At 43.5% G+C, this 25,690-nt stretch carries 18 protein-coding genes and 1 pseudogene; 1 reads left to right on the top strand and 18 read right to left on the bottom strand.

What is annotated here, in order from left to right; genetic code table 11:
• Positions 1-55: 55 nt before the first annotated feature.
• From carB to secA, 5 genes are all read right to left on the bottom strand, one after another.
• A complete protein-coding gene (gene carB, locus F9817_RS01005; RefSeq protein WP_161153088.1) occupies positions 56-3,286 on the bottom strand; it encodes a carbamoyl-phosphate synthase large subunit in 3,231 nt (1,076 codons plus the stop codon).
• Positions 3,287-3,302: 16 nt separating this feature from the next.
• The gene (gene carA / locus F9817_RS01010) at positions 3,303-4,442 is read right to left on the bottom strand and encodes a glutamine-hydrolyzing carbamoyl-phosphate synthase small subunit (RefSeq protein ID WP_161153089.1); all 1,140 of its coding nucleotides are present in this window, start codon (positions 4,440-4,442) and stop codon (positions 3,303-3,305) included.
• A 493-nt stretch (positions 4,443-4,935) separates the two neighbouring features.
• Positions 4,936-5,745 (bottom strand): 4-hydroxy-tetrahydrodipicolinate reductase, encoded by an 810-nt coding sequence (gene dapB / locus F9817_RS01015; protein WP_161153090.1) that lies wholly within the window; start codon positions 5,743-5,745, stop codon positions 4,936-4,938.
• Positions 5,746-5,845: 100 nt separating this feature from the next.
• Positions 5,846-6,244 carry an 8-oxo-dGTP diphosphatase MutT gene (gene mutT / locus F9817_RS01020; RefSeq protein ID WP_161153091.1) on the bottom strand — a complete coding sequence of 133 codons (399 nt, stop codon included), beginning with the start codon at positions 6,242-6,244 and terminating at the stop codon, positions 5,846-5,848.
• A gap of 99 nt (positions 6,245-6,343) precedes the next feature.
• Entirely contained in the window at positions 6,344-9,058 is a 2,715-nt protein-coding gene (gene secA, locus F9817_RS01025; protein ID WP_161153092.1) for a preprotein translocase subunit SecA, read from the bottom strand.
• Between the two features lie 465 nt (positions 9,059-9,523).
• On the opposite strand from secA, the gene F9817_RS01030 reads away from it, so the two are divergent.
• Positions 9,524-9,985, top strand: coding sequence for a DUF721 domain-containing protein (locus tag F9817_RS01030; protein WP_161153093.1), 462 nt, complete (start codon positions 9,524-9,526; stop codon positions 9,983-9,985).
• 104 nt (positions 9,986-10,089) lie between these two features.
• On the opposite strand, the gene lpxC is transcribed toward F9817_RS01030, so the two are convergent.
• The 13 genes and pseudogenes from lpxC to ftsL all read right to left on the bottom strand — a co-directional run bounded on the left by lpxC (position 10,090) and on the right by ftsL (position 25,673).
• A complete protein-coding gene (gene lpxC / locus F9817_RS01035) occupies positions 10,090-11,007 on the bottom strand; it encodes a UDP-3-O-acyl-N-acetylglucosamine deacetylase (RefSeq protein WP_161153094.1) in 918 nt (305 codons plus the stop codon).
• A gap of 96 nt (positions 11,008-11,103) precedes the next feature.
• Positions 11,104-12,300 (bottom strand): cell division protein FtsZ, encoded by a 1,197-nt coding sequence (ftsZ, locus tag F9817_RS01040; protein WP_161153095.1) that lies wholly within the window; start codon positions 12,298-12,300, stop codon positions 11,104-11,106.
• A 30-nt stretch (positions 12,301-12,330) separates the two neighbouring features.
• The gene (ftsA, locus tag F9817_RS01045) at positions 12,331-13,596 is read right to left on the bottom strand and encodes a cell division protein FtsA (protein WP_161153096.1); all 1,266 of its coding nucleotides are present in this window, start codon (positions 13,594-13,596) and stop codon (positions 12,331-12,333) included.
• The gene (locus tag F9817_RS01050) at positions 13,589-14,320 is read right to left on the bottom strand and encodes a cell division protein FtsQ/DivIB (RefSeq protein WP_408063532.1); all 732 of its coding nucleotides are present in this window, start codon (positions 14,318-14,320) and stop codon (positions 13,589-13,591) included. The genes ftsA and F9817_RS01050 overlap by 8 nt, the downstream gene beginning before the upstream one ends.
• 235 nt (positions 14,321-14,555) lie before the next feature.
• A complete protein-coding gene (murC, locus tag F9817_RS01055) occupies positions 14,556-16,016 on the bottom strand; it encodes a UDP-N-acetylmuramate--L-alanine ligase (RefSeq protein WP_161153098.1) in 1,461 nt (486 codons plus the stop codon).
• Positions 16,017-16,026: 10 nt separating this feature from the next.
• Positions 16,027-17,091, bottom strand: a complete 1,065-nt coding sequence (gene murG / locus F9817_RS01060; protein ID WP_161153099.1) for an undecaprenyldiphospho-muramoylpentapeptide beta-N-acetylglucosaminyltransferase — start codon at positions 17,089-17,091, stop codon at positions 16,027-16,029.
• Positions 17,078-18,274 (bottom strand): cell division protein FtsW, encoded by a 1,197-nt coding sequence (ftsW, locus tag F9817_RS01065; RefSeq protein ID WP_161153100.1) that lies wholly within the window; start codon positions 18,272-18,274, stop codon positions 17,078-17,080. The genes murG and ftsW overlap by 14 nt, the downstream gene beginning before the upstream one ends.
• A 15-nt stretch (positions 18,275-18,289) precedes the next feature.
• Positions 18,290-19,638: pseudogene (gene murD / locus F9817_RS01070) on the bottom strand (UDP-N-acetylmuramoyl-L-alanine--D-glutamate ligase).
• Positions 19,638-20,720: a phospho-N-acetylmuramoyl-pentapeptide-transferase gene (gene mraY, locus F9817_RS01075; RefSeq protein WP_161153102.1), complete on the bottom strand. Its 1,083-nt coding sequence runs from the start codon at positions 20,718-20,720 to the stop codon at positions 19,638-19,640. The pseudogene murD and the gene mraY overlap by 1 nt, the downstream one beginning before the upstream one ends.
• Positions 20,720-22,078, bottom strand: a complete 1,359-nt coding sequence (locus F9817_RS01080) for a UDP-N-acetylmuramoyl-tripeptide--D-alanyl-D-alanine ligase (protein WP_161153103.1) — start codon at positions 22,076-22,078, stop codon at positions 20,720-20,722. The genes mraY and F9817_RS01080 overlap by 1 nt, the downstream gene beginning before the upstream one ends.
• A complete protein-coding gene (murE, locus tag F9817_RS01085) occupies positions 22,075-23,568 on the bottom strand; it encodes a UDP-N-acetylmuramoyl-L-alanyl-D-glutamate--2,6-diaminopimelate ligase (RefSeq protein ID WP_161153104.1) in 1,494 nt (497 codons plus the stop codon). The genes F9817_RS01080 and murE overlap by 4 nt, the downstream gene beginning before the upstream one ends.
• 15 nt (positions 23,569-23,583) lie before the next feature.
• Positions 23,584-25,359, bottom strand: coding sequence for a penicillin-binding transpeptidase domain-containing protein (locus F9817_RS01090; protein ID WP_161153105.1), 1,776 nt, complete (start codon positions 25,357-25,359; stop codon positions 23,584-23,586).
• Positions 25,356-25,673 carry a cell division protein FtsL gene (gene ftsL, locus F9817_RS01095; RefSeq protein WP_161153106.1) on the bottom strand — a complete coding sequence of 106 codons (318 nt, stop codon included), beginning with the start codon at positions 25,671-25,673 and terminating at the stop codon, positions 25,356-25,358. Before ftsL ends, F9817_RS01090 begins: the two co-directional genes overlap by 4 nt.
• Positions 25,674-25,690: the final 17 nt, after the last annotated feature.

Here is a 25,690-nt window from a genome sequence, read left to right on the forward strand (position 1 = left end):
AAGCCCACCATAAGGTGGGCTAAATTAAGTTCAATGCTTGACTAACTAGTTAGTATCATGCCTGATTTTCGCGAACTAATGCGTGCAGCTCTTGTACTGAACGAACTGCTGCTTTTGCGTCTGCAGTGTGTGCCATACAGGTTGCAAATGCCGCGTTAAGAGTCGTAGTGTAGTTCACTTTTTCAAGCAAAGCACCACGGCGAAGTACTTTTGAATCTTCAATCGCTTGACGACCAGCTGCCGTATTTACAATGTAGGTATACTCATTGTTCTTGATACGGTCAAGAATGTGAGGGCGACCTTCATGTACTTTGTTAACAAGACGAGGGTTAATACCAGCTTCGCCAAGAATAACAGCTGTACCGTGAGTGGCATCAAGTTTGTAACCAAGCTTAACGAGCTTAGATGCAAGGTCTACAACACGCTCTTTATCACCATCACGAACAGAAAGAAGCGCACGCCCCGCTTCTGGGTAATAACTACCACAAGCCATTTCTGCTTTTGCGAAGGCTTCAGCGAATGTTTCACCAATCCCCATAACTTCACCCGTTGAGCGCATTTCAGGGCCTAACAGTGGGTCAACGCCAGGGAATTTGTTAAATGGCAGAACCACTTCTTTCACTGCGTAGTAAGGTGGGATAATTTCTTTCGTGTAACCTTGTTGTTCAAGTGTTTGACCAACCATGACACGAGCAGCAATTTTCGCTAACTGAGCACCCGTTGCTTTTGATACGAATGGAACCGTACGTGCAGCACGAGGGTTCACTTCAATCAGATAGATTTCGTTATCTTTAACTGCAAACTGAGTATTCATTAGACCGCGAACGCCAAGTTCAAATGCCAGTTTTTCAACTTCTTCACGCATTTTATCTTGAATTTCATGGCTTAGCGTGTAAGCAGGAAGCGAACATGCAGAGTCACCAGAGTGAACACCCGCTTGTTCAATATGCTCCATGATACCGCCGATAAGCACACGCTCACCGTCACAGATAGCATCGATATCCACTTCCGTTGCATCATCTAGGAAACGATCAAGAAGGACTGGTGATTCATTAGAAACACTTACCGCTTCATTGAAGTAACGACGCAGGTCTGCTTCATCGTATACGATTTCCATTGCACGGCCACCCAATACATATGAAGGACGAACCACTAATGGGTAACCAATCTCTCTTGCTTTTTCTACTGCTTGATCAATCGCTGTAACCGTTGCGTTTTCAGGCTGTTTCAAACCTAGACGTTGAACAGCGTGTTGGAAACGTTCGCGATCTTCAGCACGGTCGATAGCATCTGGGCTAGTACCGATAATTGGCACACCAAATGCTTCAAGTTCACGAGCCAATTTCAGAGGAGTTTGACCACCGTATTGAACAATCACACCTTTTGGTTTTTCAACACGTACAATTGAAAGAACATCTTCCAGAGTAACGGGCTCGAAGTACAGGCGATCTGATGTATCGTAGTCAGTTGATACTGTTTCTGGGTTACAGTTCACCATGATGGTTTCGTAACCGTCTTCACGCAGTGCTAGTGAAGCGTGTACACAACAGTAATCAAATTCGATACCTTGACCGATACGGTTTGGACCACCACCCAGAACCATTATTTTCTCACGATCAGTTGGGTTTGCTTCACACTCTTCATCGTAAGATGAGTACATGTAAGCAGTATCTGATGCAAATTCAGCCGCACAAGTATCCACGCGTTTGTATACAGGGTGAATATTGTATTGGTCACGTACTCGACGAATTTCTTTTTCAGCTACGCCAAGCAGTTTAGATAAGCGAGCATCGGCAAAACCTTTACGCTTAACACGACGCAGTACATCTTCAGTTAAACCAGCAAAACCACCCGCTTTAATATCAGCTTCTAGTTGAATTAGCTCTTCAATTTGAACCAAGAACCAGCGGTCAATGTTAGTTAGATTGAAGATGCCATCAACAGACATACCTGCACGGAATGCATCAGCAATATACCAGATACGCTGAGCGCCAGCTTCTTTTAGCTCATAACGAATCTTAGTTAATGCATCAGGCGCTTCAAGATCAACCATACTATCGAAACCAGTCGCGCCTACTTCAAGGCCGCGAAGTGCTTTTTGCAGTGATTCTTGTTGGTTACGACCAATCGCCATCACCTCACCCACTGATTTCATCTGAGTGGTGAGACGGTCGTTAGAGCCATTAAATTTCTCGAAGTTAAAACGAGGAATCTTAGTAACAACGTAGTCGATAGTAGGTTCGAATGATGCTGGGGTAGCGCCACCAGTGATGTCGTTCATTAGCTCGTCTAGGGTGTAGCCGATCGCCAATTTTGCTGCCACTTTTGCAATAGGGAAACCTGTTGCTTTCGATGCAAGTGCAGAAGAACGAGATACACGAGGGTTCATCTCGATGATAACCATGCGGCCATCTTTCGGGTTGATACCAAACTGAACGTTTGAACCACCTGTTTCAACACCAATTTCACGCAATACCGCTAGAGAAGCGTTACGCATTAATTGGTATTCTTTATCTGTAAGCGTTTGCGCAGGAGCCACTGTGATTGAGTCACCAGTGTGGATTCCCATTGCGTCAAAGTTTTCGATAGAACATACGATGATACAGTTGTCGTTTTTGTCACGAACCACTTCCATCTCGTACTCTTTCCAACCGATAAGTGATTCATCGATTAATAGCTCATTGGTTGGAGATAGGTCTAAACCTCGACGACAGATATCGTCAAACTCTTCTTTATTGTATGCGATACCACCACCAGTACCACCCATGGTAAATGAAGGGCGGATGATACAAGGAAAGCCAACCATCTCTAGGACTTTGTAGGCTTCTTCCATGCTTTTTGCAGTATCAGCACGAGGACATTCAAGACCAATCGACTTCATCGCTTTATCAAAACGAGAACGGTCTTCCGCTTTATCAATCGCGTCAGCAGTTGCACCAATCATCTCGACATTGAATTCAGCCAATACACCGTATTTTTCTAAATCCAAAGCACAGTTCAGTGCTGTTTGACCCCCCATGGTTGGCAGAATGGCATCAGGGCGTTCTTTCTCAATAATTTTGCGCACAACTTCCCAGTTGATTGGCTCGATATAAGTCGCATCAGCCATCTCTGGGTCAGTCATGATAGTTGCAGGGTTTGAGTTCACAAGGATAACTCGATAACCCTCTTCGCGCAGCGCTTTACAAGCTTGAGCACCTGAGTAGTCAAACTCACAAGCCTGACCGATAACAATAGGACCAGCACCTAAGATTAGAATGCTCTTTATGTCAGTACGTTTTGGCATTGTTTACTACTCCAAATTAAGCGCGGTGTTGTTGAATCAAATCGATAAAGTGGTCAAATAATGGCGCAGCATCATGTGGACCAGGGCTCGCTTCTGGGTGACCCTGGAAACTAAATGCTGGCTTATCTGTACGATGAATACCTTGTAGAGAACCATCAAACAGCGATTTATGAGTCGCACGTAGATTGTCAGGTAACGTCGCTTCATCAGCAGCAAAACCATGGTTCTGCGAAGTAATCATCACTACATCACGATCTAAGTCTTTTACTGGGTGGTTAGCACCGTGGTGACCAAACTTCATTTTGATAGTTTTAGCGCCAGACGCCAAAGCCAAGATTTGGTGACCTAAACAGATACCAAATACTGGAATACCTTTATCTAAGAAAGTCTTAGTCGCTTCAATCGCGTAAGTACATGGTTCTGGGTCACCAGGGCCATTTGATAAGAAAATACCGTCAGGATTCAACGCTAACACTTCTTCTGCTGAAGTTTCAGCAGGAACAACCGTTAGTCGACAGCCTCGGTCAACAAGCATACGTAAGATGTTACGTTTTGCTCCAAAGTCATAAGCAACAACATGATAAGGTAATTCACTATCATCTTTTGCTTGTGGTAAACCATTCTCTAGTGACCAAGAGCCTTGTTTCCAAGGGTAAGCTTCTTTTGTGGTTACTACTTTCGCTAAATCCATGCCTTTTAGGCCTGGGAATTCTTTTGCCTTAGTTAGAGCTAAAGCTTCATCCAAGTTATCACCAGCAACGATACAACCGATCTGAGCACCTTTTTCACGTAATAGACGAGTCAACTTACGTGTGTCGATATCAGCAATACCAACAATATTGTTATCTTTAAGGTAATCAGAAAGGGATTTTTCGCTGCGGAAGTTAGAAGCAATAAGAGGGAGATCGCGGATCACAAGGCCTTGAGCATGAATCGCAGTGGATTCTTCATCTTCGGTATTGGTACCGGTATTGCCAATGTGAGGATAAGTAAGAGTAACGATTTGTTGAGAATAGGAAGGATCAGTGAGGATTTCTTGATACCCCGTCATCGAGGTATTAAAAACGACTTCACCAACGGATGAACCATCTGCGCCGATGGACACTCCGCGGAACACTGTCCCATCTTCTAGGACTAACAGTGCTGATTTACTCAAGACAACCTCCAGAATAAAAATGCAAAAAATTTAAATTAAACTTCACATTTGCCTTCCATTTCGCGATTTAAAATTGCTTTTGGGTCTTACAGACAAATTGGCGGTATTCTAATTAGCACAACGAAACCTGTCAATATTGAGTAAAAAATAAAATGAATATTTCTTGGTTTATTTAAAGATTTTGCGTAAAAAAGGTGAAAACGATGCTTTTTCTATTATCCCTTTCTAATGTGAATGAGATATGACTAAAAAACCACCACCACATACTCCCCAGAGAACGATAGCGAATTTACCCACATAAGCAAACGATATCACCACAAACTTAACAATAAAAAATAGGAACTAGAAACAAAAAAGCATTCATAAGCGACAAAAAACACAATTAAATGCACCAGAAATTGCTTTTTTAGACCAGTTATTTTTTCTAATAAAAAAACGAGTAATGGATAGATAAAAAAAAGCGCCACCCTTAGGTGACGCATAATTATGTATTTTACAAACTATTCAGTTCAAGAACTTCGGTCATCGTATAAAAGCCTGCTGGTTTGTCCGCTAACCAGATAGCTGCACGCACAGCACCATTAGCAAATGTCATACGATCGGTCGCCTTATGAGTAATCTCTACACGCTCACCGATATCAGCAAACATCGCAGTATGTTCACCAACAATGTCACCCGCTCGAATTGTCGCAAAACCAATTTCGTCACGAGTACGTTCACCCGTAATACCTTCACGAGCATAAACAGCAACATCACTGAGCTTATTGCCCATCGCTCCTGCAATAGCCTCACCCATACCGATAGCAGTACCAGATGGTGCATCGACTTTATGACGGTGATGCGCTTCAACAATTTCGATATCGCAGTAATCACCCATCACTTTCGCCGCTTTTTCAAGCAGTTTAAAAACAAGGTTTACTCCAACACTGTAGTTGGGAGCCATTACGATAGATATTTCTTTCGCTGCTTCGTCGATTAAAGTACGTTCTTCATCACTAAAACCAGTAGTACCAATGACCAGTTTTTTATTATATTTCTTACAAAGCTCAATGTTTGCCAGAGTACTTTTAGGTGCTGTGAAATCAATAATTACATCAAATTGTTCGATGGACTGCTCTAAATTATCGACGAGTGATACATCCAAACGGCTTTCACCACACAGTTCACCAATATCAACTCCAACTAAAGAAGACTCAGGGCGCTCTGAACCAGCACCAACACTTGAGTTAGGGTTGTGATTTGCCGCTTTTACAAGATTTCTTCCCATTCGACCAGCAGCGCCAGCAATTGCAATTCTTACCATTGCATTATTCTCCATTCTCTTAAACCGGCTTAATATTGTTTGCTCGGTGTTCCAACTGTATCTATCTAAACTACCAACTATCCGAATGTCTTGCTAGCACTTAGCAAAACTCTTTCATCACTTGCTCTAAAACTGGCACATTCGCTTCAGGAAAAGTGTAATCAGATAACGATTCGACTGCGACCCAAAGGCCTTCCTGCCCTTCTTTTCCATAAGGCTCATGATTAAAAGCAGTAATTGTTTGAAAATCAAATTTGAGTGACTTCTCAGGATAATCAAACTCTAACTGTTGGAAAGACTGTTGCGCTGTGACTTCAATGCCAATCTCTTCAAACAATTCTCGACTCATTGCTACTTCAACAGATTCACCCGCTTCCACTTTTCCACCAGGAAACTCCCAAAAGCCACCTTTATGTTTATCACTTGGACGCTTGGTAATAAATACATGTGTTTGGGCTGGGTTTAAAATAATACCAGCAACAATATGCGTGCGTTTCATATTCTTCCTTCGACTCATTGAAGCGTAAAACTCATCTGGGACGTCATTTTATCTAAAAAAAGAGTCGCCTTAGCGACTCTTTTTTATTTATCAATAGGATCAGTGAGTGATTCTACCGTGACAATGTTTGTATTTTTTACCACTACCGCATGGGCATGGATCATTACGGCCAACTTTTGGATAATCACGAGTGATCGGTTGTCCATCATTCACATTATCTTGCTCGCTCATTTCACCATTATGTTCTTTAGCCAAACGAGCAGCTTCTTCTGCCTGAGCAATACGCTGAGCTTCCATTCGTTCGACTTCTTCTTGTTGTTGAACTCGAACTTTAGACAGCACCATAATGACATCCGCTTTCAACGCATCAAGCAGACCTTCAAACAGTTCAAACGATTCACGTTTGTACTCTTGTTTTGGATCTTTTTGAGCATAACCACGTAGATGGATACCTTGACGCAAATGATCCATCGCAGCCAAGTGCTCTTTCCACAATGTATCCAGTGTTTGCAACATGACTGATTTTTCGAAGTTGCGCATCACTTCAGAGCCAACCGCTTCTTCTTTTTCACCGTAGACACGAACCGCTTCTTCTACAACACGTTCACGTAGCGTTTCTTCATGAAGACTATCGTCTTCGTCTAACCATTTCTGAATCGGAAGTTCTAGATCAAAGTCGTTTTTCAAGCGTTCTTCTAGACCAGAAATATCCCACATATCTTCCAAACTTTGTGGCGGAATAAATTGGTCAATAACAGCGTGCAGTACGTCTTCACGATGTTGATTAAGCATTTCACTAATATCATCAGTGCCAAGTAAAGCATCGCGTAGTTCGTAAACCACTTTACGTTGATCATTAGCGACATCATCGTATTCAAGTAATTGTTTACGAATGTCGAAGTTACGACCTTCTACTTTACGCTGAGCTTTTTCAATGGAGCGCGATAGCATTTTACTTTCAATCGCTTCACCTTCTTCCATACCGCTCTGAATTAGGCTGGCCATACGGTCAGAGGTAAAGATACGTAATAAAGTATCTTCCATCGATAAGTAGAAACGAGTTGAACCTGGGTCACCTTGACGGCCAGAACGACCACGCAACTGGTTATCGATACGACGAGATTCGTGACGTTCAGTACCAATGATATGTAAACCACCCGCTTCTAGTACTTTCTCGTGAATTTCTTTCCATTCCGCTTTGATCTTGTCGATCTGCTCTTGAGTCGGCTCATCCAGAGTTTCAACTTTAGATTGCCAGCTACCACCCAATACAATATCGGTACCACGACCTGCCATGTTAGTTGCAATAGTCACAACACCAGGCATACCAGCACTTGCTACAATTTCCGCTTCTTTTTCATGGAATTTAGCGTTCAGTACATTGTGTTTAATCTTAGCTTTCTTCAATGCGTTTGATAACAGCTCTGATTTTTCAATCGAAACCGTACCAACCAAAACAGGTTGACCTTTCTCAACACATTTCTGAATATCTTGAATGATTGCAGCAAATTTTTCCGCTTCAGTACGATAAACCATATCAGGCATATCAATACGACGGATTGGGCGGTTAGTCGGAATAACCACGGTTTCTAAACCGTAAATTTGTTGGAACTCAAATGCTTCAGTATCAGCAGTACCGGTCATACCTGACAGTTTTTCATACAAACGGAAATAGTTCTGGAACGTAATAGATGCCAGAGTCTGGTTCTCGTTTTGAATTTTTACGCCTTCTTTTGCTTCTACCGCTTGGTGTAAACCATCAGACCAACGACGACCTTCCATCGTACGGCCTGTATGTTCATCAACGATAACCACTTCGCCTTTTTCATTTACGATGTAGTCAACGTCACGTTCGAACAATACGTGAGCACGCAGCGCTGCATTCACGTGGTGTAGCAGACTGATATTGGTCGGAGAATATAGCGTATCGCCTTCTTCCATTAGACCGTTAGTGACAAGTAATTCTTCAACGTACTCTTGACCCGTTTCAGTCAAGTAAACTTGCTTAGATTTCTCATCAACGGTGTAGTGGCCATCACCACGGTATTCTTCTGAGTCTTCTTGATCTTGTAATTTCAGGTATGGAATCAGGGTATTGATGCGCGCATACAGCTCTGAACTGTCTTCAGCAGGACCCGAAATAATAAGAGGAGTTCGCGCTTCATCAATTAATATTGAGTCAACTTCATCGACAATGGCAAAGAAGCGCTCACCTTGAACACGGTCTTCAACACGAAATGCCATGTTGTCACGCAAATAGTCGAAACCAAATTCGTTATTTGTTCCGTAAAGAATATCCGCTTTATACGCTTGTTGTTTCTCATGAGGCGGCATGTTTGGCACGTTAACACCAACGGTCATACCTAGGAATTCGAATAAAGGACGGTTAGTTTCCGCATCACGTTTAGCCAAGTAATCATTGACTGTAACGATATGAACCCCTTTCTGAGGAAGAGCATTAAGATAGGCAGGCAATGTCGCGGTAAGGGTTTTACCTTCACCAGTGCGCATTTCAGCGATTTCACCGCTATTTAGCACCATTCCACCAATAAGCTGTACGTCAAAGTGACGCATACCATAAATACGTTTAGAGGCCTCACGAACAGTTGCAAATGCTTCAGGAAGAAGTTGGTCTAGAGTTTCACCTTGCTCTAGACGTTGGCGAAATTCTGCAGTTTTTGCTTTTAATTCTTCATCGGAGTAAGCTTCAAAAGCTGGCTCGTAGTTATTGATTTCTTTAACAATCTTTCTCAAGCTACGCAATGTACGATCATTACGACTGCCAATTACCTTTGTCAGTAACTTAGTTATCATTTCTTGTGGATCTCTCTGTAATTAGATCGTCATCGATCGACTTCTTAATGCCTTTAGTCTCTTTCTGTTATCAACTAAGGATACTGAGATAAGTCATATGTCTTGATATATGGTGATGACAATGTTCATTTTCAAGGCATTTAGATATAAGTAGCGCCTAGTTTAAGGAATTTTTGTCCCTACGACCAACAACAATCCTCTGTGTTTCGATCTTACTTGGGAATTTGTGTACTTAACCTAAGGTTTTTCACTTGATCTATCAATAGTTGAGCAGTTTGAATGCCGTATAAATGAGCAAAAAACGCACATATCGGCAAGTAATGTTTGGACAAGACTCATTATTGTTATTTGACGATATTTTCGACTAAAACTTTGCCATCAACAAATGACTAGCCTCACGGCTATTAGACATGCGATCATAGGCTATGTTTATATAATAAAGACGACCATCATAGGATTATCCCAATGAGAGATCATAGACCGACCGCAACAACTGAGTTAGTTGATGGGTCTCGCTTTAAAAAACTACAAGAACACGCAGGTGAGATCTTAATGATCAACCAAGCACTAAAAAAGATCTTGCCGAGAGGGACAGAAGATCATATTCGTGCGGCAAATATTCGCCATGGTCAACTGGTGATCGAAGCAGCCAGTGCTGGGTTAAAAATGAAGATCGAACGTGATCGATTAAATATCCTAAATCAATTGCGAAATCATGGATTTGCTAAATTAATTTCAATTGAAATACGCATAAACCCAGCGATTTACCGAATTAAGAACAATGACGTTGAAACGCAAAAAGAGGCAAAGTCACGCCCCCCAATTTCGGAAGATGCCGCTGGATATTTATTGGCAGTGGCTGAACATGCTCCAGACAAAATCCAGAAGCGACTCCAGCGACTTGCCGATATGGCAAAGAAGAGATAAAAATCTTAGGATCAAAAAAGCCAGACTTACGTCTGGCTTTTCAAATAATTCTTTCAGTTAAAACAGATAAAAGCGTTTAATCCAACCGTTTAAATCTATTTCAATTATGCTAGTACAGTATTAGGTTCAGCAAACATTACCGGAGAACCAACTTCTTCTTCGAATGTTGCCCATTCCCAAGCTTCTTGATTTGCTAACAATGCACGCAATAGTTGGTTATTCAAACCATGACCTGATTTAAAGGCACGGAATTCCCCAACAATTGGGTGACCGCACATATATAAATCGCCAATTGCATCCAATACTTTGTGCGTAACAAATTCACTGTCAAAGCGCAGACCATCTTCATTCAAGATTCGGTAATCATCAAGAACGATTGCACAGTCAAAGCTACCACCTAAACATAAATTCTGTGATTGAAGGTACTCAATATCACGCATAAAACCAAAGGTACGTGCACGAGAAATGTCTTTCACAAAACCTTGAGAAGAAAAATCAAACACCATGTGCTGCCCATCACTATCGATAGCAGGGTGATTAAATTCAATCTCGAAATCCATTTTGAAACCATTGTGGGGAAGAATTTCTACCCACTTATCACCATCTTCGATACGAACTGGTTTCTTAACACGGATGAAACGTTTTGGCGCATTGAGTTCTTCTACACCCGCTTGTTGTAGAAGGAACACAAATGGACTCGCGCTGCCATCCATGATTGGGATTTCTGGTGCATCAACTTCAACAATCAGGTTGTCAATTCCCATCCCAGACAATGCTGAACTTAAGTGTTCAACCGTGGAGATGCGCACACCTTCATCGTTCACTAGTGCTGTACACAGCATAGTATCGCGAACGTCTTCAGGATTAGCAGGAAAATCAACTGGTGGATTCAAGTCGGTACGACGGTAGATAATCCCAGTATTTGCAGCAGCAGGGCGAAGAGTTAATGTGACTTTACGACCAGAGTGTAATCCCACCCCAGTTGTTTTCACTATTTCTTTCAGAGTACGTTGTCTGATCATCTACTTGCCTCAAATTAGTGCCACAAAGCTCGACTCATAGGTGAGCCGAGCGTCATCCTACCAGAATTTTGAACAGTGTCAAATTGTGGCGATTATTTAATCAGCCTGACGACGTAGGAATGCTGGAATATCCAAGTACCCACTTTCTTTCTCTGGTTTTGGAGCTGTGCTCTGATTACCAGAAGAAGCGTTTGCAGTCGAAGCCGGAGTTTCCGTTTTCTCTTGCACAGGCTGTGCCACTTTTTCTTCCACTTTCGCAGCCACTTGTTGCTGTGGTTGTGCTGGAGCAGAAGCTTTTGCTTTGCCACCAGCGACTAGTGTGATGTCAGGGCGTTTTTCAGTGCCGATGCCGGTTGCCACAACAGTAACTCGGATTTCATCAGCCATATCTGGGTCAAGTGAAGTACCGATAACCACAGTTGCGTTATCTGATGCGAAAGCTTTAACGGTGTTACCCACTGTTTCAAACTCATCTAGACGCATATCCAAACCAGCAGTAATGTTAACCAGAACACCACGAGCGCCAGCCAAATCGATATCTTCTAGAAGTGGACTAGAAATTGCCATTTCCGCCGCTTCTTCCGCACGATCTTCACCATTTGCTACACCGCTACCCATCATCGCGTGACCCATTTCTGACATCACAGTACGAACGTCAGCAAAGTCGACGTTAATCATACCCGGACGAGTAATCAGCTCAGCAATACCCTGTACTGCATTTTTCAGTACATCGTTCGCGCTAGCAAAAGCTTCAAGTAGTGTAATGCCACGACCTAACACTTTTAGCAATTTTTCGTTAGGAATAGTAATCAAAGAGTCAACATGCTTAGAAAGCTCTTCAATTCCTTGCTCCGCGAAAGATAAGCGTTTCTTACCTTCAAAGCTAAATGGTTTAGTCACAACAGCGACAGTTAATACACCTAGGTCTTTAGCAACTTCAGCGATCACTGGAGCAGCACCAGTACCTGTACCACCGCCCATACCAGCTGCGATAAATACCATATCGGCACCAGTTAGAACTTCTTTAATGCGATCTTTATCTTCGAGAGCTGCATCACGTCCAACTTGAGGGTTTGCACCCGCACCCAAACCTTTTGTGATGTCGCCACCAATTTGAATGACAGTGCTAACGCTGGCCTTGCGAAGTGCTTGTGCATCTGTATTGATACTGATGAATTCCACGCCTTCGATGGACTCACGCACCATGTGTTCTACGGCATTACCGCCGCCACCACCAACCCCAACGACTTTAATTACAGCATCGTCAGACATTTCCATCATCGGTTCAAACATGTGTTATCTCCGTTTTTCCTGCAACTCAGGTTAAAACTCTTTTTGTATCCAATTACGCAAGCGACTGAAGAGGCTTGAAGACGGAATCTGGCGTTTAGGCTCCTGATAATCCGTCTCATCACTCATCTGCACATCTCTTGCATAATGAAGTAAACCCACTGCCGTAGAATGATACGGCTCTTTAACGTAATCAGTAAGGCCACTCACTTCGAGTGGTTTGCCTACTCTTACTTGATTGCGGAATACGCGTTCCGCACACTCAACTAATCCTTCGATTTGCGCAGCACCGCCAGTCAAAACAATCCCTGCAGCAAGGTGATGCTTTATACCATCCTTACGCAATTGTTCTTGCACCGAATCAATCGTCTGATTAACCATACCCATTAATTCAGTGTAGCGAGGCTCAATCACTTCCGACAAGGTTTGTCTTTGTAAACTTCTTGATGGGCGACCACCGACACTCGGAACGTTCACCGTATCATCTTTACTAACCAGTTCACTTAAAGCACAGCCATATTTGACTTTGATTTCTTCCGCGTCACTGACCGGAGTACCAAAGGCAAATGCGATATCACTAGTGACGGCATTACCTGCATACGAAAACACTTCTGTATGTCGCAATGCTCCACCGGTCCAAACTGCGATATCCATGGTGCCCGCGCCAATATCAACCACGCACACACCTAGCTCACGCTCATCTTCGGTGATAACAGCATTACTTGCTGCTAAACCTGAATATACTAATTGTTCAACTTTTAACCCGCAACGCTCAACAGCTTTAATGATGTTTCTTGCCATATCATTATGACAAGTGATCAGGTGCACACTCACTTCCATGCGTACTCCTGATAAGCCTAGCGGATTTTTAATTCCTTCTTGGTAATCAATCGTAAATTCTTGCGGAATGACATGCAAAATTCGCTGCTCTTCACCAATTTTAATTGATTTAGCGGTATGAATAGCACGATCCATGTCGTCTTGGGTCACCTCTTCGTCAGAAATGGCCCCCATACCTTTTTCAATACGACTTGCAATATGCTTGCCAGAAATCGAAAGAAAAACATTACTAATTTGGCATTCCGCCATTAATTCAGCTTGATCGATAGCTCTTTGTACCGATTTTACGACCGACTCCAAATCATTGACACCGCCCTTATCCATTCCACGTGAAGGACTCGTACCCGCACCAATGATATTAATCTGACCATCAGGAAGCACTTCTCCTACCAACGCAGATACGGTGGCAGTACCAATGTCCAAACCAACAATGAGGTTGTCTTCGGCAGTTTTAGTCATCAGCCTTCTCTTGTGTTAACTCTTGCTCAGGAATCCAGCCTACAGCGGCTCCTGTATCATAGCGTAGGTCTATATAACTGATACGCTCAACGCTATCGCCTAATTTTTTGTACAGTAAAAAGAATCGTTGAATACGTTCGTCTAACGATTCTTTACCCAATTCTAAACGAATGCCGTTATCTAAAATAATTTGCCATGCGCGGCGTTCATTAAGCAGCAATGAAGATATGTGTAAACCTAATTGCTTAAATTCTGGATTATATTTCTGCCATACTTTTAGAACCTCAGGAGCGGTCCCTTTAGGTCCATACAGCTTAACGTGCTCATCTTTGACTAAGGAAACGTCACCGTGAAACACTTTTCCTTTACCATTTAGTAAAGCGTTACCGTTCCAGAAAGCGGTAACATGATATTCGGTCAGAAAGACTTTGATCGTATCGGGCCACTGCTTGCGAATAGAAGCATGTTCCACCCAAGGGATGCTTTCGACGCTTTTCTGTAAGTCATCAATATTCTGCGACATAAAAGTGCCAATATGATCTAACTGTCCGAAAGCGTGCTGTACGTCTTGTGGAGTCACGTACTTTAAATCACCTTGCAATACGATTTTTGAGAGAGGAAGACGTTGATCATCCCACATCCAACTGACCGTTGAGTACAACAAAATGCCAATCAACAGTAATACCGCGAGTAAAAACAGTCCGCCAGGGGCGTGACGTCTCATAAGCGGAGAACTGGATAGTCGACGGCCTTTGGCTAAAGCTTGATATATCAAAGTCCGATTATCCTGTTAACGACTGGCAATTTAATTCCCTATTTTTAATTGTAATAGAGGTAAAATCATTAGCTGTAACTTTCGGATTATACTGAGGTCATTAAAAGTATCAAACACTGTTATAAAGAAATCTGCGATTGATACAAAGATGAGCAGCAAATAAACCGAAACCATATAACTTATCTTAGTTTTGTTGCATCTTTTCGATGTTTAATTGCAATGCAGCTAATTGTTTAGCTACTTTGCCTATATCCCCAGCCCCTTGAGTCAATACTAAGTCACCATCTTGTAATACATTTGCTAATACCGACGGTAAAGTATGGCTATCTGGAACAAAAATGGGGTCAACTTTACCTCGACTGCGAATCGTCCGACATAAAGAGCGCCCATCAGCACCTGATATTGGTTTTTCGCCTGCTGGGTATACATCCAACATAAGTAGCACGTCAACTTGTTCTAAAACGTTAGCAAAATCATCATATAAATCGCGAGTTCGTGTATAACGATGCGGCTGAAAGATCATCACTAGACGTTTATCAGGCCATCCATTACGTGCTGCCTTAATAGTCACACCAACTTCTGTTGGGTGATGTCCATAGTCATCAACTAGCATAGCTTTACCATGGCCAGTTTCAAACTCTCCAAGCTGATCGAAACGTCGCCCGGTGCCCTGTGTGCTTTCCATGGCGCGAAGAATGGCTTCATCACTAATATCATCTTCGGTTGCCACTGCAATGGCAGCAGACGCATTAAGTGCATTATGACGTCCAGGGATATTTAAGGTTATATCTAAGTTATCACGTCCTTGACGTACCACTGTAAATTTACCTTGTTGACCTTCTTGACGATAGTTTTCAATCCTAACATCAGCATCTTCCGAAAATCCATAGGTAATCACTTGGCGGCTGACTCGTGGAATTAACTCGCGCACAACAGGATCGTCAATGCACATCATAGCTTGACCATAAAAAGGTAAGTTATGAAGAAAATCCACAAAGGTTTGCTTCAAGGTTTCAAAATTACCACCATATGTATCCATATGATCAGCTTCGATGTTAGTTACAATTGTCACCATAGGCTGTAGGTACAAAAATGACGCATCGCTTTCATCAGCTTCAGCAATCAGGATTCGACTTGAACCTAAACGCGCATTTGTACCTGCACTTTTCACCAAACCACCGTTAACAAAGGTAGGATCTAAGCCAGCTTCATTATAAATTTGAGTGACAAGTGCTGTTGTGGTGGTTTTACCATGTGTTCCGGCTACAGCAATACCATGGCGATAACGCATTAATTCAGCCAACATTTCAGCACGACGTACTACTGGAATACGTTTTTCACGAGCCGCGGATACTTCCGGGTTGCTCTCATTAATCGCAGTAGAGACCACAACAACACTCGCCTGATCAATGTTTTCAGCCGCATGACCAATATGGATGTAAGCGCCTTTTTCAGTTAGACGCTGCGTCACCGCATTCTCAGCAATATCAGACCCCGTAATCTGGTAACCTTCATTAAGAAGAACCTCGGCGATACCGCTCATTCCTGCGCCACCAATACCAACAAAGTGAATGCATTTAACACGACGCATTTCAGGGATGATTGCTCTAATCTGAGCTAAGTCTGGAGTATGTTTAACTGTCATGAATTTTTTCTCAATTGTCACTTAGTGCGATGATGGCATCTGCCACAACTTTATCCGCATCAATTTTTGCCGCTTGACGAGCTTTAATCGCCATAGATTTAAGTGCGCTGCGATCGAGCTTTTGAATCGCGCTTGCCATTTTTTCAGCACTTAAATCAGGCTGTTCGATCATCAGTGCAGCACCGGATTCCACTAAGTGATCGGCATTTAATGCCTGCTGTCTGTCTTTGTGCATGAAGGGAACAAAAATAGCCCCCACCCCTGCAGCTGATACTTCAGATACGGTCAAAGCGCCTGAGCGACAAACTAACACGTCAGCCCAAGCATACTCGCTTGCCACATCATCGATAAATTCGGTCACACTGGCGTTCTTGACCCCTAGTGTTTGGTAGCCTTGTTCAACACTTGGTTGATTATTTTTACCAGCTTGGTGGCGAATTTCATAACCATCGCCTAGCAACGCCATGACCTCTGGCATCGTTTGATTCAAGATGCGAGCACCTTGGCTGCCCCCCATCACTAAAATGCGAATAGGACCATTTCTATCGGCAAAACGTTCCTCTGGAGAAGCAATAGACACAACATCACTGCGCACTGGGTTACCCACGACAGGGACGTTAGGAAATGCTCCTTTGAATGCCTGAAACACTTTGGTAGCAACCTTAGCCAACCATTTGTTAGTCAGGCCTGCAACTGCGTTCTGTTCATGCAACACAACTGGAATACCCATTAACCATGCAGCAATACCGCCGGGACCGCTCACATAGCCACCCATGCCAAGCACTGCGTCAGGCTGCCAGCGTTTCATATGGGCGCGAGCTTGACGTACTGCATTCACAATTTGAAATGGTGCTTTTAGTAAGCGCAGGAATCCTTGACCGCGTAATCCTTTCACGCGAATAAAATCAATGTCAATTCCGTGCTTTGGTACTAAGTCTGCTTCCATACGATCAGCAGTACCTAACCAACGGATTTCCCAACCTTGGTCTTGTAATTGTTTAGCAACCGCTAGCCCCGGGAAAACATGTCCTCCCGTCCCACCAGCCATTACCATTAAACGTTTATTTTTCTTCATCTATCGTTGTTTCTTCTACTTTTTGGAGACTTTGCAAACGACATTCGTAGTCGATACGCAATAGAATCGATACCGCCACAGACATGATAATCAAACTTGAACCACCATAACTGATCAAGGGCAAGGTTAAACCTTTGGTTGGCACTATACCGGCTGCTGCACCCACGTTAACCAGTGTCTGGAACGCAAACCAGATACCAATCCCAAATGCTAAATAGCCGCCAAAATCTTGTTTGTGTTCAAAGGCTTTTTTACCAATGAAAATCGCTTTAAGCACCAAACTAAAAATCAGCATAAGTACTAAAACTACGCCGACAAAACCGAGTTCTTCACCTAACACTGCGAACACAAAATCGGTGTGAGCTTCTGGTAAATACTCTAATTTTTGTACTGAATTTCCTAACCCTTGGCCAAACCACTCACCACGACCAAACGCCATAAGTGACTGAGTTAACTGATAGCCACTACCAAATGGATCTTCCCAAGGGTCCCAAAACGACGTCACACGGCGAATACGGTACGGCTCTGCTGCAATGAGAGCCACAACAGCTAAAATACCCGCCACCATTAACGAGATAAACTGAGTCAGTTTAGCTCCAGCAATGAATAACATACCAAATAGCGTTACGAGCATGACGACCACAGTACCTAAATCCGGCTGTCCTAATAGCAACACCGCAAGTGTGCCAAACACCATAATTGGCTTCATAAAGCCGCCAAAGAAGGTTTCACGAACTTCGTCCTGTTTTCGGACTAAATAGCCCGCCATGAACAGGAATAGTGATAGCTTCGCCACCTCAGCAGGCTGCAAGTTAAATAAGCCTAAAGGAATCCAACGTGAAGCGCCATTTACCGAGTGTCCCGCAACCAATACCACCACTAATAAAAAGAATGAAACTGCCAACATCGCTGAGCTGTATTTCATCCACTTAGCCATTGGTATCTGCAGCACGACGGATGATGTAATTATGGATAACAGCAAAAACAGTGCATGCCGAAACATAAAATGGAACGGCTGATGAGTCAGGCGTGAGCTGATCGGAAACGATGCGGATGTTACCATCACTAAGCCAATCAGCATTAGCCCTAATGCTATCCAGACCAATTGACGATCAAACAGCGCTTCTGGAGATGGCGTTTTTAGCCAATGCCAAAATTTGTTCCACGGTTTGGATAACACCAAGACACTTACCTTTTATTACGCATACTGCTCTGCAAGTGAAGCAAAAACCTCACCTCGATGCATGAAGCTATTAAACTGATCAAAACTCGCACAGGCTGGAGACAGCAACACCATATCTCCAGATTTTAGTTCTGGACGTATCGCTTTAATGATGACTTCCATGGATTCGAATGATTTAGCTGAAGGATGCAAAGACATAAATTGCTCACCATCTCGACCAAAACAGCATAGTTGCAGCGGAAGAGCGGCTAATGCAGGTTTTAGAGGTGAAAAATCCGCCCCTTTACCAACCCCACCCACTAACAAGTACAGCTTGCCTTTAAGTTGTAATCCAGACAGTGCTGCCAACGTGCTAGCTACATTTGTCGCTTTCGAATCGTTAACCCATTTTATACCCTGATTATCCGCAACCACTTGGCATCGATGTGTCAGTCCAGTGTAAGACTTCAGTGTCTCTAACGCGGGGGTATAATCGATGTGAGCTGCATCAAGTAATGCTAATACGGTAAGAACATTTGCCACATTATGGCGTCCAACTAAGCTTAGCTCAGAAATGGCCACTACAGGGTGGCCTTTTGCCATTAGCCACATATGTCCATCTTTGAGTTCTTCACCATAATTAGCTGGGTTATCGAGACCAAAGGAAAGAACATCAGCAATAGAAGATTCAGGAAATGTTTGCGGATCATCGGCATTCACCACCGCAATTTTGGCATGATCAAAGATACGTAATTTAGCAACACGATACGCTTGCAGACTGCTGTTGTATCTGTCCATATGATCTTCAGATAAATTCAGGAACGCGGCAGCGACAAGCTCTAAAGATGAGGTTGTTTCTAATTGAAAGCTTGATAACTCAAGCACATAGAGTTCAGCATCTTGCTCAAGTAAATCCAATGCTGCCACACCGATATTGCCACCTATCGCAGTCTTTATGCCACTGGCATTGGCCATCACGCCCGTTAAATCCGTCACAGTACTTTTACCATTTGATCCGGTAATAGCTATCACGGGTTTATTAACATGCCAAGCAAACAGTTCAATATCGCCAACAACAGGAATGCCAGCTTGTAATACTTGCTGAATTTCATGGGTAGCAAGCGCAATACCAGGATTCGTAACCACGAGATCGGCAGACAATAGCCATTCGAGATTCCAACTCCCATGGTGCAGAGGAATATGGTCATCAAGTCTATCGATACCAGGCGGTGTTTCACGCGTATCGATTACCTTCACCGTCACTTCCGGATGATATTTTGAGAGGTAATTAACGACTGAGAGCCCGGTCATACCGAGCCCTACGACCACAACATGCTGAATGCCTTGCCAACGGTCCATTTTATTTTCTTGCTCCTCGAACGGATTAACGTACTTTCAAAGTCGCTAAACCAATCAAAACTAAAACGATTGAAATAATCCAGAATCGCACAATAACGCGAGGCTCTGGCCAGCCTTTAAGTTCATAGTGATGGTGGATTGGCGCCATACGGAAAATACGCTGACCTCGAAGTTTGTATGAACCTACCTGTAAAATCACAGACAAGGTTTCCATCACAAACACACCGCCCATAATAACCAAGACGAATTCTTGGCGAACTAAAACAGCGATGATACCAAGAGCACCACCTAGCGCTAATGAGCCAACATCGCCCATAAACACCTGAGCTGGGTAAGTGTTAAACCATAAAAAGCCTAACCCAGCTCCGACAATCGCAGTACAAACCACTACGAGTTCAGAAGCATTAGGTACATAAGGAATATGAAGGTAATTAGCAAAGTTCACATTGCCGGTAGCCCAAGCAATAACAGCAAAGCCGGCAGAGACTAATACCGTCGGCATAATGGCTAAACCATCTAGCCCATCAGTCAAGTTCACCGCATTACTCGTCCCTACAATGACAAAGTAAGTGAGTACGATGTACATTAAACCAAGCTGTGGCATAACTTCTTTGAAAAATGGCACCACCAATTGAGTCGCTGACGTGTCATGACCATAGGCATAAAGTGCAAATGCCACCACAAGCGCGATTGATGATTGCCAAAAATATTTCCAGCGCGCGATCAAACCATCGGTATTTTTGCGCACGACCTTACGATAATCGTCGACAAAACCGACCGCCCCATAGCCGAGTAATACTGCCAGTACCGCCCATACATAAGGGTTAGATAAATCAGTCCACAACAGAACAGTAATGGTAATGGCAGCAAGAATCATGATACCGCCCATTGTTGGCGTACCACGTTTACTAAAATGGGACTCAGGCCCGTCGTTACGAACGACCTGACCAATCTGTAATAACTGTAACCGCTTAATTAAACGAGGCCCCATCCACAAAGAGAGAGACAAGGCAGTCAAAATACTTACTATCGCCCGAAAAGATAGGTATTCAAACAAACGGAAAAAAGAAAAATATGGCTGGAGTAACTCCGAAAGCCAAATAATCATCAGAATATCTCCTTAAGCGCAGCAACAACTTTTCCCATACTTGAGCTCAAGGCACCCTTGATCAATAAGGTATGAGTTTGATCGTTGTATTTTTCGAGTTGCTGCTTGATGTATAAAATCATATCTTCATGAGTGTCAAAATGTTTACCCTGGCAAACGTCACTGATCACTCTTGTATCCTGACCATAGGTCAAGACATGCTCAAACTTGAATGGTGCAGCATGTTCACCGACTTGACGATGAAGTGCAAGACTTTCCTCACCTAATTCCGCCATATTGCCTAAAATTAACCAGCGCATAGATGGGAAACCACCCAACAAATCTACGGCCGCTTTCATTGCAGGAACGCTGGCGTTATAGCTGTCATCAATCAACTTAATTTTGTCAGTTAACATTGATACCGCGACACGCCCTTTTACTGGCGTAATGTTGGCAAGACCAGTCACGACATTTTCAATGCTTGCGCCCATCTCAGTCGCTAAAATGGTAGCAGCTAATGCATTCGCGACATTATGTTTACCTATAATGCCAAGTGTGACAGGTACTTGCTGCTTTGGAGTAACCAGAGTAAAGCTAGCTCTTCCATCTTCATTAAGCCTGATATTTTGAGCGTAAAAGTCAGCATTGTGATCGGTAATGGAAAAAGTTTTTACTTTTTTATTGGCCAGCGTCGCTTTCCATCGATCACCACCATTGCTATCTAGGTTCACAACAGCACAGCTCCCGGCTTTTAACCCAGAGTAGATCTCACCTTTGGCTTGCTTCACCCCATCAATCGAGCCGAAACCTTCAAGATGAGCAGCGGCAACGTTGTTAACCAACGCAATATCAGGTTGAACAAGTGACACCGTATATTGAATCTCTCCAATATGGTTCGCGCCAAGTTCGATCACTGCGTAGTCATCTTCAGGGGTGGAGCGCAGTAAGGTTAAAGGCACGCCAATATCATTATTAAAATTCCCGGACGTAAATAGCACTTTCCCTTTTTCAGACAAAATACTTGCGACCATCTCTTTAACAGTTGTTTTCCCACAACTCCCAGTAATTGCAATCGTTGGGGTTGCACATTGTTGATGTACATAAGCCCCTAGCTGACCTAACGCTTGTTTAGTGTCAGTCACTAACACCTGTGGAAGTGACGATGCCACTTTTCTTGACACCAATAAAGCTGCAGCACCATTCTCTTGAGCCTGAGCAACAAAGTCATGCGCGTCAAAACGTTCACCCACTAATGCGATAAATAACGACTGACCTTCAATATAACGAGTATCCGTCGATACCGTTTTAATTTCGCAGTCTTGACCAATTAATTCACCATTTAATTCTGCAGCGATGGTACTTAATGTCATCGTTATCATGCGGTTAACTCCAACAAGGTTTGTGCCGATTCACGGTCAGAATAATGTATCGTTCTGTCCGCTAAAATTTGGTAATCCTCATGGCCCTTACCCGCCACAAGAATAATGTCGTCTTTGGTTGAATGAGAAAGTGCTAGTGCTATGGCTTTGAAACGATCATGTTCAACCAAAACATGCTCTGGATGAGCCAGACCTGCTTGCATATCTTGAATGATTTGCTCAGGAGATTCGCTGCGCGGGTTATCATCAGTAAGCACGACGCTATCGGCATACTGCTCCGCAATTTGAGCCATCATCGGGCGCTTACCTGAATCACGGTCACCACCGCAACCCACGATAGAAAAAAGTTTACCTTTGCAATGCACACGCAGTGCCTGTAACGCTTTTTCTAGTGCATCTGGAGTATGGGCATAATCGACCACCACTTTTGCCTTGGCAGGGTGTTGAAATAGCTCCATGCGTCCAATGACAGGTTGTAATTTCGGAGCCGTACTCAATAATTGCTGAGCAGAAAAACCCAATGAAAGCAAACACGTATAGGCGAGTAAGACATTAGAAGCATTAAACTCGCCAATCAAAGGCACCGTCAGTGTTCCTTGGCCCCAAGTACCTTCAACCTGCATACTAATACCACTATCAACATACTCAACTTGAGTTGCCCAAACGAATTTATCAGTTGCAGGTTTTTGATACAATGACACACCAATGGCATTCGGTATTTCATTAAGCCACTGGTGACCAATTGCATCATCGCTATTAATAATGGCCGCTTCACAGTGATGCTCGGTAAAGAGTGATTGCTTGGCTTTAGCGTAAGCTTCCATCGTGCCATGATAATCAAGATGGTCACGACTTAAATTGGTGAATACACTCGCAGCAAAAGGCAACACTCTAACGCGCCCTTGAACTAAACCATGTGACGAGACCTCTAGTGCTGTATATTCAGCGCCTTGCTGTGCGAGTTCAAATAGTTGCTCTTGAATGTCTAACGCACTACCTGTGGTATTCTTCGCCGTTTTCAGAGAGTCAAGAAATCCATTACCGGTGGTTCCCATCACAGCCGCTTTTTTACCCACGAGTGTTAACCATTGGGCAATAAGCTGCGTTATCGTTGTTTTGCCGTTAGTTCCTGTTACTGCAATGGGTTTGTTATGATGTTCACCGTATAAACGCGCCCCTAGTTCGGACAGATGCTCATTAAGATGCTCAACATATATCACCGGAGTTTGGTTGTGCTCTGTGACAAAACCGTGAGGGTGAATGTCGTCGTCTGCTTGAGCAATAACAGCATTGGCTCCTTGATTCACCGCAGTGTCGATAAACTGACGACCATCGACGGAGTGACCAATGACAGCGACAAAAGTGTCGCCGGGTTGGACTTGGCGACTGTCTAAATGTAATGCTGTCACCTGAACTTGAGTGGCAGTAGACGGTTCCATGACTAGCCATGGAGATAAAAGACTCGAAAGCGCTTTCCCCGTGTTTCTCATAATATCCACACTTATCTATTTTTGATCGTCTGTAACTTTGTTCTCATCTGGTGCGATATTTAAAATCTGCAGCGCACCTTTCATTATCTCGCCGAAGACGGGACCAGCAACCGCACCACCATAATAAGAATCCCCTTGCGGTTCATTAACCATCACCACTAAAGATAATCGTGGATTGCTCACTGGCGCGACCCCTGCGGTATAGGCAAAATATTCGTCACTATAGCCACCAGCAATCGCTTTACGCGAGGTCCCGGTTTTGGCCGCAATACGATATCCCGGCACAGCGGCTTTAACAGCAGTACCACCTGGTTGGGTAACCGTTTCCAACATATCCAAGACTTCACGAACATATTTAGGATCAGCAACTTGATGTTCTAAATTGGCTTGGCGATGCCCTTCAATTAAATGTAATGGCTGATATTTACCCATATTTCCCAATGTCGCATAAGCATGAGCTAATTGAATAGGAGTAATCGCCAATCCATAACCAAACGCAATGGTGGCTCTTTCAAAATCAGACCAACGTGTACGGGTTGGGAAAATCCCCGTACTTTCACCGGGTAGGTTTAGACCTGACGTTTCCCCCAATCCTACTGAGTTATACATGCCTAATAACGCTTCAATTGGCATACGCAGTGATAGTTTAGACACCCCGACGTTACTCGATTTTTTCAAGATCATTTGCAGCGATGCTTTACCGCCAACAATACGATCCGAATCTCGAACACGAGCGCCACCTATACGCATAGTACCGTTACCTACATCAATAATGGTGTGTTCATCCGCAACTCCGTTTTCGAGAGCAGCGAGTACAACAAAAGGTTTCACTGTCGAGCCTGGTTCAAAAGCATCGGTAATCACCCGGTTACGCATTTTATAACTTTGGTAATCAGCGCGGTTGTTCGGGTTATAAGATGGGGCATTTACCATCGCCAGCACTTCGCCGGTTTTGACGTCCACCATCACCGCTGATGCAGAGGTCGCTCGATAATCAGCCATGGCCTGTTTCACCGCTCGAAAAGCAATGGCTTGAATTCGCTGGTCGATAGTCAATGTTAGGGGTTTACCTGCTTCACTTTTCTCCAGTGAAATATTTTCAACAACATGTCCGTAACGGTCTTTACGAATAATCCGTTTACCGGCTTCTCCAGTGAGCCATTTATCGTAACTGCGCTCAACCCCTTCTAAACCATGCCCATCAATACCGGTAACTCCTACCGTATGAGCACTCACTTCCCCAGCGGGATAATAACGTCTCGACTCGGCTTTTAGACCAACCCCAGGGAGCTTTAACTGGCGAATATAATTGGCCATTGCCGCATTTACTTGACGCTGCAAATAGATAAATTGACGAGGTTCGTCCTTATCATTTTTACTATTTCGAATTTTGTTGATTAACCCTTCACGGTCAAGATTAAGCACATCAGCGAGCGCATACCAACGATCTTTATCCTTTAGAGCCCCTTTTTTCATTATGATGGCAGGGTTAGCCCATACAGCGTCAACCGGGACAGAAACTGCTAATGCTTCACCATTACGATCAGAAATAATGCCACGGGCTGAGTGAATCGTTTTAGCGCGAACAGTACGTAAATCACTTTGATGAATTAAATTATCGGGTTCGATAATCTGAATATAGGCGGCTCTCCCCACCAAAGTGGCAAAAGCGAGAAAGATAAAAAATAAGATAAGATAAAAACGCCATCGAATAAAAATGGCAGATTGCTGAGATGACGTTTTCTTTGCGGGTGCTGACTGAGCCTTCTTCGATTTAGACGGTTTCTTCATTTGATATTAATCACTACTTCTTTGTCTGCATCCGGACGTTTCATGTCCAGCTGATTTTGGGCGATGTCTTGCACACGACTATGTTCCGCTAGTGCAGTTTCTTCAATGATTAAGTTGCGCCACTCATTATCGAGTCGAAGTCGTTCACTCTGCACTCGGTCTAAACGAGAAACCGCTTGGCGAGTATCATGTGTTGTTAAAACTACTCCCATGGCACTGGCAAATATCAGAACCAATATAATGAGAGGCACTCGACCGACTGTCAGCAAATCGATCAAAATTAATTTTGCAAGATTAGGAGTAGTTTGAGACATAATTACCGTTTATTTTC

The organism is Vibrio eleionomae (assembly GCF_009874545.1).
Classification (GTDB): domain Bacteria; phylum Pseudomonadota; class Gammaproteobacteria; order Enterobacterales; family Vibrionaceae; genus Vibrio; species Vibrio nitrifigilis.